Origin of the sequence: Pontiella sulfatireligans, assembly GCF_900890705.1 — a bacterium.
GTDB lineage: Bacteria > Verrucomicrobiota > Kiritimatiellia > Kiritimatiellales > Pontiellaceae > Pontiella > Pontiella sulfatireligans.
The window spans coordinates 1,180,647-1,193,056 of sequence record NZ_CAAHFH010000002.1 but is presented as its reverse complement, the minus strand read 5'-3'; the positions used below and the strand labels follow the sequence as shown (position 1 = coordinate 1,193,056).

The following is a 12,410-nucleotide window of genomic DNA, read 5'->3' as shown; positions in this document are numbered from 1 at the left end:
CAAGAGCACGAAGCTCGGCACGGATTGACTTAGTGAACTTCGTGTCTTCGTGTTTAAAAAATACAGGATAGGATTATGTCGATTTTAGTTAATAAGGATTCGAAGATTATCGTGCAGGGGATCACGGGCTCTGAAGGCTCGTTCCATGCCGCGCAGTGTTTGGAGTATGGTGGCAACGTGGTCGGCGGCGTTACGCCGGGCAAGGGCGGGCAGACCGCGCTTGAGGGTGCGGTGCCTGTATTCAACAGCTGCCAGGAAGCGCGCAAAAAAGTGGGCGCCAATGTATCGCTCATTTTCGTGCCGCCCCCGTTCGCGGCGGATGCGATCATGGAAGCGGCGGCCGCGGGCATCGAGCTGATCGTCTGCATTACGGAAGGAATTCCGGTGGCGCAGATGGTGGAAGTAAAGGCGTTTGTCGAAACCACGGGCTCGCGCTTTATCGGCCCGAACTGTCCCGGCATTCTGACGCCCGACGAAGCGAAGGTCGGCATCATGCCCGGCTTCATCGCAAAGAAGGGTACGGTGGGCCTGATCTCAAAATCGGGAACGCTGACCTACGAAGCGGCTCATCAGCTGGGCGAAGAGGGCCTTGGGCAGTCGACCTGCATCGGCATCGGCGGTGACCCAATTATTGGAACCACGATGCTGGATCTGCTGAAAATGTTTGAAGCCGATCCGGAGACTGAAGCGATTGTAATGATCGGCGAAATCGGCGGCTCGATGGAAATCGAAGCGGCGCAGTATGCCAAGGACAACGTCAGCAAGCCGGTGATCGGATTCATTGCCGGACAGACCGCGCCTCCGGGCCGCCGCATGGGCCACGCCGGAGCGATTGTTTCCGGCGCGGACGAGTCGGCAGCGGCAAAAAAGAAACTGATGGCCGCGTGCGGCATCATTGTGGTCGAGTCCCCGGCGGACATCGGCCGGACGGTTAAAGAAGCTTTAAACAAATAGACATGGAGGAATCACTATGAGCAACAAAGCAACCATTGAATATGAAGGGCAGAAGCTGGAACTGGATGTGATTGTCGGAACTGAAAACGAGGTTGGACTCGATATCACATCGCTTCGCGCGAAGACTGGCATGATCACGCTCGATCCCGGCTACGGCAATACGGGTTCATGCACCTCGGACATCACCTTCATCGACGGCGAAAAGGGCATTTTGCGCCATCGGGGTTATGCGATTGAAGAGCTGGCTGAAAAGTCGACCTTTATGGAAACCGCCTTCCTGGTGCTCTATGGCCACCTTCCGAACGCATCCGAGCTCGTCAAATTCGAGCAGGAAATCGGCGATGAATCCTATCTGCATTATGGAATGAAATCCCACTTTGAAGGCTTTCCCGACAACGCGCCGCCCATGGCCGTGCTCTCAGCCATGCTGAATACGCTGGCCTGCTACAACACCGACCTGCTGACCACGGCAACGGAAGGCGAAGCGTTCACGCTGCCGGCCGCGAAGATTATTTCCAAGGTTCGCGCTATTGCGGCCTGGGCGTACCGGACTTCGATCGGCAAGCCGTTTATGGCACCCCGTCCGGATCTAAGCTATAGCGGCAACTTTCTGCACCTGATGTTTTCCCAGCAGTTCAACCTTTATGAGCCGCTTCCGGAAGTGGAAAAGGCGCTGGATTTGTTCTTTATCCTGCATGCTGACCACGAGCAAAACTGTTCCACTTCTACCGTTCGCATGGTGGGTAGTTCACATGCCAGCCTGTTCAGTGCGGTATCCGCAGGCGTCGGCGCCCTCTGGGGGCCGTTGCATGGCGGCGCCAACTGCGAGGTCATCAAGATGCTGACCCACATCCATGAAGACGGCATCAAGCCACGCGATTTCGTGGAAAAGGCGAAGGACAAAAACTCACCCGAAAAACTGATGGGCTTCGGCCACCGCGTCTACAAGAGTTTCGATCCGCGCGCCAAGATCCTGAAGGGCCAGGTCGACAACGTGCTGAAAGCGATGAACGTTTCCGACCCGCTGCTCGACATTGCGTATGAATTGGAAGAGATGGCTCGTTCCGAGGACTATTTCATCGAACGCAACCTCTACCCGAACGTCGACTTCTACAGCGGCATCCTGCTGCGCGCGATCGGCATTCCGGTGAACATGTTCACCGTGCTCTTTGCCATCGGTCGCATGCCCGGCTGGATCGCCAACTGGCGCGAAATGCACGAGCAGAGCCTGCGCATCAGCCGCCCGCGCCAGATCTACACCGGCGAACCGCTCCGCTCCTACGTTCCGATGCAGCAACGTTAGTCGATCCTCTCAATGTTGCCGGGAACGCCGGGTCGGGACACCGACCCGGCGTTTCGCATTTTTACGGGTATTCCTCTCATGCAGTTTCTTTCGGGGGATGCCTGTCCGCCGGCGTTGGGTGGCTTGGGCTGTTGGGACAATAAAAACAGATTCACTGGTACCTTCACTGGTATCCGGTAAAAAATATAAAAATACACGTATAATATGGTACGTAATATGCTATTTTGCAGGGCTAAATCCAAACGGTTTACCTGTCCAATGGATGGGCGCAGGGTTCCAACCAGTTGATTCTCTGTGGGCAGGTTTAGGCGAACACAAAAATATAAAGTAATGAAAGGAATAATAATGAAGAAGAATATGTCGAAAGTAATTTTACTACTGATGTTGTCGGCGGCTTTGACGGCTAAGGCCGACGTGCTTGCGGAATGGGATATTGCCAGTGTCAACGGGCCGAATGATTCTGAAGTGACCGCTGTGGGTATTGCACAGGGACTGTCCGCGACGCCGTTGACCGCAACCGGAGTGACTCCGATTTCTGCCATATTAGGGGGCTATCCCGGCTCATTTGCTGCGAGTATGTGGAGCACCGGCAACTACGATGCCAATAAATACTATTCGTTCAGCGTAAGCGCCGATGCGGGCGCCACCGCTTCGATCTCTGGGATCTCCCTGTCGCTTACCCATGGTAACTACCTCGGGATCGGAGCCTCGAACTGGGTGCTGCGCACTAGCCAGGATGGATTTGCTTCCGATCTCGTAACCTACAGTACGGCGGAATATGCAATAAACGAGCAGGCCTATTTTGACTCGGCATTCGACTCGTCCCTGATTTTGTCCGGCAGTGAAAGCGTCGAGTTCCGCCTCTATGGATACTATCCGGGACTCTCGTCGGATTTTTCCGGCCTCGTAAACATGGTGAATGGAGATTATAGTGGCGATGTCATGAGCGGCACGGGCTCAAATGTCATTCTTCATGGCGTAATTCCCGAGCCGAAGGCGCTGGGATTGATCGGCTTTGCTGCCGCGGCTTCATTGTTTGTCCGCAGGATCTTCCTGGTTTAGGGCGATCGCGGCATGAAAATGAAGTTAACGTATGTTCTAGCGGGCATTGCCTTTGTGCTGGCAATGGATGCAGCCGCCCTCGAAGTGGGCGATATCGTCGGCTGCGTGGCGCGAAACAATGCTTCGACCGCCACCCTCGACAGCTACCAGGAGTTCCTGATCGGTAATGCGTCAACCCCGAATCCGCTTAAGGTGCAGGAGGGCGACGACCGCCGGCTTGGCAGTGCGGATCTGCTGGAGGCCCAGAGTTTTGCCAGCTCCACCATGTCGTCCTATCTAGGCAGCGGCAACGTCTATGCCCAGACCTTCTCCGGCGGGGTGAACTATGTCGGTGATCTCGTTGGAAGCGAGCCGTCGAGCGGGGTGATTTTGATCGGAGCCCACATCGACTCGACGCAGAACCATTCGGGAGGTTCGTCCGCGCCGGGCGGGGCCGACAACGGCACGGGGGTGGCGGGCCTGCTCGAAGCGGTGCGGGTACTGAGCCAATACGAGTACGAAAAGACGATCCGCTTTGTCGTATTCGGCCGCGAGGAATCCGGTTGGGACACCGATACGGGATCCTGGCAGTATATGCAGAGTCTTTCCGATGAGGAACAGGCCGCAATCGTTTCCATGACGTCGTTCGATATGGTCGGCTACAACCATGAAGGAAACAACACGGCCACCCTTTGCATTGAAGACGACACTGGGCTCGAATGGCAGAATCAGTTTGCCGTGGCGATTACGGATTACACCACGCTCGAATTGGATCTTACGAAAACGTCGAAGTGGTCCGATCATCATGCGTTCAACGAGGCGGGGATTACATCCGGTCTTTTGGTCGAGGAACTCAACGATGGCAACTGGCCGGAGAATCCCTACTACCACACAACAAACGACTATGTGATTGCCGCAGACGGCAGCTTCCAAACCCTGGAAGATGGAACAACGCCGTATGTCGATCTCGACTATGCCACCGAAATGACCAAGGCCACGGTGGGATGGGCCGCAACGCAGGCCGAGGTGATTCCCGAACCTGCCACGTTCGCATTCATGGGGGTTTTTGGCGCCGGTTTCTTCATTGTTCGGCGATTTTTTCTTATCTAGCAGGGGGCGGGGGGAAGCACGAAAAGTTTTAGGAATCACCAGTAGAACTGGCTGTGCGAATACAAGTGTTTTTTCGAGCCTTTTGTTTTATGTTCCATGCCGTGAAGCCGAAAGAAATCATCGTCAACGACCGGATGCAGCAGGGGTATGTTTACCTGCTGACGAAACCGGTCGGGCGCAATTTTCATCCGGATTTTGATCCGGAGCTGACGCCGAAGCAGATGCTCGAAATGGGCGTCTTCGGCGGGAAGTACATGACCGACTGCCGCGATGAGTTCCCGGCGGCTTGGTTTAAGAACGCCAAGCTTTGCTCCGAACGGCATGACCCCAAGCTTAACTTTTTCGGGATCAACGCCTCCAAACCGCTTTCCTATTGGGAAGAGAAAGACTGGATCCATCCCGACGATCCGCGCGGCTGGTTCCAGTGGTATTGCCGCTACTACATGGGTCGCCGCCATCCCGACGACGAGCGGCAGATCAAGCGCTGGCGCGCCATGACCCGTCACATTGCGCAGGTCGTAAAAAACTGCGCCCGCGGGGATTTGAGTTGCCGCCCGCGCCAGCGCCAGGCCCTCCTCCACTGGGCCTACGATAGCCGCAGGTTTTGAGCGTGTAGGCGGAGCTTCCAGCTCCGTTTTGGGCGAATCGATGGATCCAACGGAGCTGGAAGCTCCGTCTACGACAATGCCGCCGGCACGACCCACGGCGGGACGGGGCAGCCGAGGGTGTCGGCGATGGCGCGGAAGAGCTCGGTTTCACCGACGGTGATTTCGCGGTCGTACATCAGGCAGGCGAGGGCGGCGCCTAGCACCCACTTCTTCACCTTGAAGGAGCCTTCGTTAAGCTTGTCCAGTGCGGCATCGAGGTTTTCCCACGTGCAGTGTTCCTCTTCCAACAGCTGGAAGACGGCTTTTTTGTCGGCGATCTTTTCGACGGCGGCGTGGAAGGCCATGGCTGCGCCGATGTCGTCGGGGTGTCCTTTGCGGGCGAGTACGGAGAGGACGACGGAGGTTTCTTTTTCGAGGCCGCGGATGGCGTAGTAGTTTGCCGTCTTGGGCTTAATGCTGCCGCTGAAGACGGGGTCGAGGTGGTGGACGAGTACGCGCTGGAGGGCATATTCAAAAATATCGGTCTGCTCATCGGCATCAATCAGCGCTTTCACGACCACGCGGAAGGCGGCGTACTGGCTTTTCGAGAGGAAGCGCAACGCCGGGATGGAAAGGTCGACAATCGGCAGGCGCATTTCCGGCTGGATGCTTCCCAGTTTTGGAAGCGCTTTTTCCAAGGCCTGGAAAACTTCCGGCTCGGCCTGCGCTTCGACGATGGCCATTTGCTTGCTTTGGACGGCTTCGTCGGAATCAAGCAGGAGGAAATAGATGAGCATGCGCGCACCGTACGGGTCGCGGGCATGTTCCTTAACCTTTTCGGGGATCGAGGCGATCAGCCGCTGGGCGGCTTCGGCATGGTGTTCCATCGGCGCGCCGATGGAAGCGATCAACGCTTCGGGGTTGTTGGGCCGGGCGGCGGGTGTGGCGGCCGCATCGAGCACGGCGGCGGCGACGACCACTTTGCCGGGGTCGGTGAAGAGGTCTACAAAGTCGGTTTTGTCCTTCTTTGCTTCGAGCGGTGCGCCTTCAAAGCGGGCGAGCTGGCGGCGCAGGTCTTCCTGGGTTACGCGCTCGAACTGTCCGCCGAACGTGGGCTCCAGCCACTGGACGCGCTCGGCCAGCGGCGGGTGCGTGCTGAACATGGAACCCTTGAGGGCGTTGCCGAAAAACATGTGGCTGGCCTGTTCGGCGAGCGGCGAGTCGATGCGCGAGCCGCCGGAAAGGCCACCGATCTTTTTCAGGGCGTCGGCGAGTCCGGCAGCGTTGCGGGTGAACTGCACCGCCGAGGCGTCGGCGAGCCGCTCCCGCGAGCGGGAGATCGAGGCCTTGATCAATTTGCAGAAAAAGACGCCGGCATAGCCGACCACCATTAGGGCGAAGCCCGCCACGAGAATAATCAGGCCGAGCTGGCCGGAATCCTTGCTCCGCCGGCGGCCGACGGAGCCGCGCCCCACCAACTCGAGCACGATGCGCCCGGTCAGCCCGATGATCAGCAGGCCGTGCAGCATGGCCATCAGGTTAATGTTGATGCGCATGTCGTTGTTGAGGATGTGGCTGAACTCGTGGGCGATGACGCCCTGAAGCTCGTCACGCGTCAGGCCGGTCATGGTGCCGTAGGTCACGGCGACGACGGAGTCGGATGGGGCGAAGCCGGCAGCAAAGGCATTGATGCCCCTTTCGCGTTCCATGACGTAGACCGGCGGAACCGGCACGCCGGAAGCGATCGCCATTTCTTCGACCACGTTGCGCAGGCGCTTCTCGAAGAAATCGTCGGTGCCGGGCAGGATGGGCTTGCCCCCGAGCATTTCGGCCACACCGCTGCCGCCGCCTCGACGCAACTGGGCAATTTTGAACGATGCGCCGCCCAGCACGACCATCAGTGTTCCGCCGAACACTTCGAAGAACAGCTCCAGATGCCACCACTGAAGTGGAATGCGAATATCCGGCGGCGCGTTGTAGGAGCGGTACGCGTACCAGCCAAAGACCGGAATGAAATAAACCAGCAGAATGGTGGACGCCACCGCCAGGCTGAAATAGCCAATCAGCAGGCCGGTGTGCTTTCGGGCGCTATCCTGTCGGGCAAAAAAGTCCATTGGATTGAAGTGTGAAACTGGAAACTGGAAACTTGAAATTCAGCATCCGGGATCCCACACCATTTCAGGTTTCAGGTTCAGGTTTCAGGTTTCAAGTTTCAAGTTTCAGGTTCAGGTTCAGGTTTCCAGTTTCAAGTTTCAAGTTTCAGGTTTCCAGTTTCAAGTTTCAGGTTTCAAGTTTCAGGTTTCCAGTTTCCAGTTTCAGGTTTCAAGTTTCAAGTTTCAAGTTTCAGGTTTCAGGTTTCAGGTTTCAAGTTTCAGGTTTCAAGTTTCGTTAGCTGAAGCTGACCTTGGGCGCTTCCTTCTGGGCGTCGTCTTCGATCTCGAAGAGGGTGGCGACCAAAAAGTTAAACATGCCGGCGATAATGTTCGTCGGGAAGGTTTCGCGTTTGGTGTTATAAACGGTGACGGCGTCGTTGTAGGCCTGGCGCGCGAACGAAATCTTGTTTTCGGTCGAGGTCAGTTCTTCGGTCAGTTGCATCATGTTTTGGTTGGCTTTCAGGTCTGGATAGGCTTCGGAGAGGGCGAACAGGCGCCCGAGCGCGCCGCCCAGTGCGCCTTCCGCCCCCATGAGTCCGGCCATCGCGGCGGGATCGGCCGGATTTTGGGCGGCGGCCTTGCCGGCCGAGGCGGCCTGATTGCGCGCCTGAATGACGGCTTCGAGGGTTTCGCGCTCGTGGCTCATGTAGCCTTTGGCCGTTTCGACGAGATTGGGAATCAGGTCGTAGCGGCGTTTCAGTTGCACGTCGATCTGTGCAAAGGCGTTCTTAAAGCGGTTGCGCAGCGTCACGAGGCCGTTGTACATGCCAACCACCGCAATGATGAGCACAACAATCAATCCGAGCAAAACAAGTAGAGGTATCATCCGTTTCTCCTTGGTTAATTTGTTCGCCGATAGTAGGCAAAACCTGAATCGATTTCACTTATAAAGCGGCGCGGGTTTTGTAAAGCCGCCTCGATTCCGAGGGTTGGGATTTTGGCGGATTGCCCCTTGACGCGGGGGGCTGAGAGGCGTACTTTGCTCGACTTGTTGATAGTTTGGCTCTGGATTGAGAGTGGGCATTGCCCGCTCTTTTGTTCTCTTAGGGCCGGTTTTTTGATTTTTGAGGTTAGCGAAGGAGGTAGCGGGATGAACGCTGCAGAGTTGAAAGCTGTTGTAGAATATATGGAGAGCGAGCGAGGCGTAGAGCGCGAGGTCATCATCCGCGCCATCGAGACCGCCTTGCAGAGCGCAACGGAAAAAACCGAAATGGAAGACGACGGTCTGCGGATCGAGATCGATCGCAAAACCTTCGAGCTTAAAGCCTACAAGACGCTATCCGACGGCTCTGAGATCGAATCGACGCCGCGCAGCCTCGGACGGATTGCCGCACAGACCGCCAAACAGGTCATCATGCAGAAGATCCGCAACGCCGAAAAAGAGATCATTTTCGAGGAATACAAGGACCGTCTCGGCGAAATCATCACCGGCACCGTGACCCGCTTCGACCGCAGCGACGTCATCATCGAGCTTGAGCACGGTGAAGCCGTCATGACCTCTAAAGAGCGCGTTCCGACCGAAGAGTATGAAGTGGGCGAGCGCGTCCGCGCCCTTATTCTGGCGGTGCGTGAGCGCGAGCGCGGTCCGGAAATCATGCTGTCTCGCAACCATCCCGATTTTGTCCGCCGTCTGTTCGAGCTGGAAGTTTCGGAAATCTCCGACGGCACGATGGACATCAAGGGCATTGCCCGCGAGGCCGGCTACCGCAGCAAGGTGGCGGTTATTTCCCACGACGAGCGCGTTGACCCTGTTGGCGCCTGCGTCGGCATGCGCGGCATGCGCGTAAAGAATATTGTCCGCGAGCTCTCCGGCGAGAAGATCGACATCGTCCGCTGGAGCGAAGACATCCATACCCTTATTACAAACGCTCTTGCGCCGGCGCGCCTTAAGCACGTTGACGCCGACGAAGAAACGCAAACGGTTACAGTTACGGTTGAGCCGGACCAGCTTTCGCTGGCCATTGGCAAGCGCGGGCAGAACGCCCGGCTGACCTCCAAGCTGACCGGCTGGCGCGTCGATATCCAGAAGGATGAAGAAAGCATGGACTTCGAAGAGCGCGTGGCGGTGGCGGTAACCAAGCTTGCCGCCATCCCGGGAATCGGCGAGGAGTTTTCCGACAAGCTGGTTTTCTCTGGTTTCTTGACCCTGGAAGGCATTCTGGCCGCCGAATTAAGCGACTTGGCCTCCATCGAGGGCATATCCGCCGAGCAGGCCAAATCCGTTTGGTATGCAGCCGAGGCGGCTTACACAAAAGAACATGGTGAGATTACGGAATGATGAACGTTCAAAATATAGCAAAAGATGTAGGCGTCTCTTCGGAGGAGCTGATTGAGATTCTGCAGGACATCGAGATTGAAGTCGGCGGCCCTGAGGCGGAACTGACTGCCGATCAAATTTCGGCGGTCTGCGACGAACTCGGCTACGCCACGATTGACGAGGCCCGTGCTGACAACGCACCGGCCGAAGAGGCGGAAGCGCCGGCCGAGCCGGAACCGGCTCCCGAAGCCGCCGCTCCCGCCGAAGAGGCCGAGGCCGTTGAAGAGCCTGTTGCGCCTGCGGCCGAAGCGGCCTCGGAGGCAAAGCCGGCTGGTGATCCGAGCCTGATCGAACTGAAAAAGCCAAAGGTCATCGTTAAGGACTTTGCTGAACTCATGGGCATGAAGCCCAACCAGGTGATTGCCGAGTTGATGAAGATGAACGTCTTTGCTTCGATCAACGCCGAGATCGATATCAAGATTGCCAAGGAGATTGGCGAAAAGCACGGCTTCACGGTGCGCAAGGAAGAAAAGAAAAAAGCGCCGCCTCCCCAGCTTAAAGCCAAGCGCGTTCAGGTGAAGGTCGCCGATCAGGCGCCGGATGCGCCGGACACCATGATGATCCGCCCGCCGGTGGTCACCTTCATGGGCCACGTCGACCACGGTAAAACCTCGTTGCTCGACAAGGTGCGCAATACGAAGGTCACGGCCGGCGAGTCCGGTGGCATCACCCAGCACATCGGCGCCTACTCGGTCGAAATCAACGACCACAAGATTACCTTTTTGGATACGCCCGGCCACGCCGCTTTCACGGCCATGCGGGCTCGCGGCGCCAACATGACTGATATCGCCGTGCTGGTGGTTGCCGCCGACGACGGCGTTATGCCGCAGACGATCGAGGCCATCAAGCATGCCAAGGCCGCTGGCGTCTGCACCATCATCGCCATGAACAAGATGGATTTGCGTTCGGCCAACCCCGAACGCCTGAAGCAGCAGCTTCAGGAAAACGACGTCATGGTGGAAGACTGGGGCGGCAGCATTGGCTGCGTTCCGGTGAGCGCCGAAACCGGCGAAGGCATCGACAGCCTGCTTGAACGTATTTTGCTCGAAGCAGAAATGCTCGAACTCAAAGCCAATCCCAACAAGCCGGCGAGTGGCTATGTGGTTGAAGCCCAGATGGAGCCCGGAATGGGGCCGACCGCCAGCGTGCTGGTTAAGGGTGGAACGCTGAAGCTCGGCGACAGCGTTATTTGCGGCAAGTATTGGGGCCGCATCAAGGCGTTGATCAGCGACCAAGGCAAGAAGGTTCGCTCCGTCGGACCGTCAACCGCCGTCAAGATTCTGGGCTTGACCAACGTGCCGGGCGCCGGCGACGAATTCCAGGTGTTGTCCTCGGACCGCGAGGCCAAGGCCATCTCGGAAGAGCTGCAGATGGAAGACCGCGCACAAACGCTGCAAGGCGGCGTGGCTCCGAAGAAAATGTCGCTCGACGATCTGTTTGGGTCCGGCGAAACGGAAGAGAAGAAAGAGCTGAAGGTCATTATCAAGGCCGACGTCCAGGGTTCGGTTGAAGCGATTGAGCATTCGCTCAGCGGGATTAAGAGCGACAAGGTCGAAGTCAACATTATCACCAATGATGTCGGCAACATTACGGTGAACGACGTAATGCTTGCCAGCGCATCCGAAGCGGTTATTCTGGGCTTCCATACCGGCAAGGAAAACGGCGCCAATGCGACGGCGAAGCGCGAAGGCGTTGAGATCCGCCTCTACAGCATCATCTATGAATTGATTGAGGATGTGGCTAGTGCCATGAAGGGGCTGCTCGATCCGGAGTTGCGCGAGCAGGTCATCGGTTCTGCGGAAATCCGCGAAGTGTTCGAGCTGAGCAAGAAGAGCAAGATTGCCGGTTGCATGGTGATGAGCGGCCGCATATCGGCCAAGGCGAACGTCCGCATCAAACGCGGTCGCACCGTTCTCTTCGAGGGCTCGATCGGTTCGCTCAAGCGTTTCCAGAACGAAGCCACCGAAGTGCGCCAAGGCCAGGAATGCGGCATCCGTCCGAACAACTTCACGAACTTCGAGGCGGGCGATGAAATTGAAGCGTACATCGTTGAAAAAATCACGCAGGAACTCTAAGGCCGCGTTGTCAATCAAGCGGCTTGGCCGCGCAAAAAAAACCGCCCACTTGCTGGGCGGTTTTTTTTATGCATGCATAAAAACATTTTCTCCTTGCGAGAAGCGGCAAACGATCCGTGGCAATCGCAGCAAACGCATGTGTTTTTATAAAGCAAACGGGTTGCATAAAAATCGCTATCTGATTATAAACGTTTCTCAGAAGGTCGATCATTGATAGCTCTTTACATGATTGCAACTTCGGTTGAGCAATGGAGATAGGTCAGTGATAGTTACCAGGAGTAATAACCAAGGAGGCTACAATGGCAGCGAAGAAGAAAGCAGCAAAGAAAGCACCGGCTAAGAAAAAAGCCGTCGCGAAAAAAGCACCGGCAAAGAAGAAGGCCGCAAAGAAAGCACCGGCTAAAAAGAAAGCCGTCGCCAAGAAAGCACCGGCGAAGAAGAAAGCCGTCGCTAAGAAGGCGCCCGCCAAGAAGAAGGCCGCCAAGAAGGCTCCGGCGAAAAAGAAAGCTGCCAAAAAAGCCCCCGCCAAGAAGAAGGCTGTGAAGAAAGCTCCAGCGAAGAAGAAAGCCCCCGCCAAGAAGAAGGCCGCAAAGAAAGCGCCGGCGAAGAAGAAAGCCCCCGCTAAGAAGAAAGTCGCTAAGAAGGCGCCCGCCAAGAAGAAGGCCGCCAAGAAGGCACCGGCTAAGAAGAAAGCCCCCGCCAAGAAAAAGGCGGCAAAGAAAGCTCCGGCTAAGAAGAAGGCCCCCGCCAAGAAGAAGGCTGTAAAGAAAGCTCCAGCCAAGAAGAAAGCGGTTGCCAAAAAAGCGCCGGCTAAGAAAAAAGCCGCCAAGAAGAAGGCTAAAAAGAAATAGCACACGCTTCTAGCGAAGC

Annotated in this window: 11 protein-coding genes; 8 read left to right on the top strand and 3 right to left on the bottom strand. The window is 56.7% G+C overall.

Annotation, left to right across the window (positions count from 1 at the left end; all coding sequences use genetic code 11):
- The first annotated feature begins 75 nt into the window (after positions 1-75).
- The 5 genes from sucD (at position 76) to SCARR_RS18035 (ending at position 5,016) form a co-directional block, all read left to right on the top strand.
- The gene (gene sucD / locus SCARR_RS18055) at positions 76-954 is read left to right on the top strand and encodes a succinate--CoA ligase subunit alpha (RefSeq protein ID WP_136063054.1); all 879 of its coding nucleotides are present in this window, start codon (positions 76-78) and stop codon (positions 952-954) included.
- A gap of 16 nt (positions 955-970) precedes the next feature.
- A complete protein-coding gene (locus SCARR_RS18050) occupies positions 971-2,257 on the top strand; it encodes a citrate synthase (RefSeq protein WP_136063053.1) in 1,287 nt (428 codons plus the stop codon).
- A gap of 345 nt (positions 2,258-2,602) precedes the next feature.
- Complete coding sequence (locus SCARR_RS18045) at positions 2,603-3,319, top strand: hypothetical protein (protein ID WP_136063052.1); 717 nt, start codon at positions 2,603-2,605, stop codon at positions 3,317-3,319.
- Between the two features lie 12 nt (positions 3,320-3,331).
- Positions 3,332-4,408 carry a M28 family peptidase gene (locus SCARR_RS18040; protein WP_136063051.1) on the top strand — a complete coding sequence of 359 codons (1,077 nt, stop codon included), beginning with the start codon at positions 3,332-3,334 and terminating at the stop codon, positions 4,406-4,408.
- 134 nt (positions 4,409-4,542) lie between these two features.
- Entirely contained in the window at positions 4,543-5,016 is a 474-nt protein-coding gene (locus SCARR_RS18035; RefSeq protein ID WP_407984856.1) for a hypothetical protein, read from the top strand.
- Positions 5,017-5,084: 68 nt separating this feature from the next.
- Here the strand turns inward: SCARR_RS18035 and SCARR_RS18030 are convergent, their stop codons facing one another.
- Positions 5,085-7,109 (bottom strand): M48 family metallopeptidase, encoded by a 2,025-nt coding sequence (locus SCARR_RS18030; RefSeq protein WP_136063049.1) that lies wholly within the window; start codon positions 7,107-7,109, stop codon positions 5,085-5,087.
- Between the two features lie 274 nt (positions 7,110-7,383).
- Positions 7,384-7,974 (bottom strand): LemA family protein, encoded by a 591-nt coding sequence (locus SCARR_RS18020; RefSeq protein ID WP_136063048.1) that lies wholly within the window; start codon positions 7,972-7,974, stop codon positions 7,384-7,386.
- A gap of 264 nt (positions 7,975-8,238) precedes the next feature.
- On the opposite strand from SCARR_RS18020, the gene nusA reads away from it, so the two are divergent.
- Positions 8,239-9,426: a transcription termination factor NusA gene (nusA, locus tag SCARR_RS18015; RefSeq protein WP_136063047.1), complete on the top strand. Its 1,188-nt coding sequence runs from the start codon at positions 8,239-8,241 to the stop codon at positions 9,424-9,426.
- The gene (infB, locus tag SCARR_RS18010; RefSeq protein ID WP_136063046.1) at positions 9,423-11,540 is read left to right on the top strand and encodes a translation initiation factor IF-2; all 2,118 of its coding nucleotides are present in this window, start codon (positions 9,423-9,425) and stop codon (positions 11,538-11,540) included. Before nusA ends, infB begins: the two co-directional genes overlap by 4 nt.
- Positions 11,541-11,550: 10 nt before the next feature.
- On the opposite strand, the gene SCARR_RS18005 is transcribed toward infB, so the two are convergent.
- Positions 11,551-11,751, bottom strand: a complete 201-nt coding sequence (locus SCARR_RS18005) for a hypothetical protein (protein ID WP_136063045.1) — start codon at positions 11,749-11,751, stop codon at positions 11,551-11,553.
- A gap of 88 nt (positions 11,752-11,839) precedes the next feature.
- Between SCARR_RS18005 and SCARR_RS18000 the strand changes: the two genes are divergently transcribed.
- Positions 11,840-12,391: a histone gene (locus SCARR_RS18000; protein WP_136063044.1), complete on the top strand. Its 552-nt coding sequence runs from the start codon at positions 11,840-11,842 to the stop codon at positions 12,389-12,391.
- The last annotated feature ends 19 nt before the right edge of the window (positions 12,392-12,410 follow it).

What these genes read in the sequence shown, in the direction of transcription:
- SCARR_RS18045 (WP_136063052.1), top strand. Translation starts at nt 2,603, where the DNA reads ATGAAGAAGAATATGTCGAAAGTAATTTTACTACTGATGTTGTCGGCG.
- SCARR_RS18005 (WP_136063045.1), bottom strand. Translation starts at nt 11,751, where the DNA reads ATGATCGACCTTCTGAGAAACGTTTATAATCAGATAGCGATTTTTATG.
- SCARR_RS18035 (WP_407984856.1), top strand. Translation starts at nt 4,543, where the DNA reads ATGCAGCAGGGGTATGTTTACCTGCTGACGAAACCGGTCGGGCGCAAT.
- infB (WP_136063046.1), top strand. Translation starts at nt 9,423, where the DNA reads ATGATGAACGTTCAAAATATAGCAAAAGATGTAGGCGTCTCTTCGGAG.
- SCARR_RS18030 (WP_136063049.1), bottom strand. Translation starts at nt 7,109, where the DNA reads ATGGACTTTTTTGCCCGACAGGATAGCGCCCGAAAGCACACCGGCCTG.
- sucD (WP_136063054.1), top strand. Translation starts at nt 76, where the DNA reads ATGTCGATTTTAGTTAATAAGGATTCGAAGATTATCGTGCAGGGGATC.
- SCARR_RS18020 (WP_136063048.1), bottom strand. Translation starts at nt 7,974, where the DNA reads ATGATACCTCTACTTGTTTTGCTCGGATTGATTGTTGTGCTCATCATT.
- nusA (WP_136063047.1), top strand. Translation starts at nt 8,239, where the DNA reads ATGAACGCTGCAGAGTTGAAAGCTGTTGTAGAATATATGGAGAGCGAG.
- SCARR_RS18000 (WP_136063044.1), top strand. Translation starts at nt 11,840, where the DNA reads ATGGCAGCGAAGAAGAAAGCAGCAAAGAAAGCACCGGCTAAGAAAAAA.
- SCARR_RS18040 (WP_136063051.1), top strand. Translation starts at nt 3,332, where the DNA reads ATGAAAATGAAGTTAACGTATGTTCTAGCGGGCATTGCCTTTGTGCTG.
- SCARR_RS18050 (WP_136063053.1), top strand. Translation starts at nt 971, where the DNA reads ATGAGCAACAAAGCAACCATTGAATATGAAGGGCAGAAGCTGGAACTG.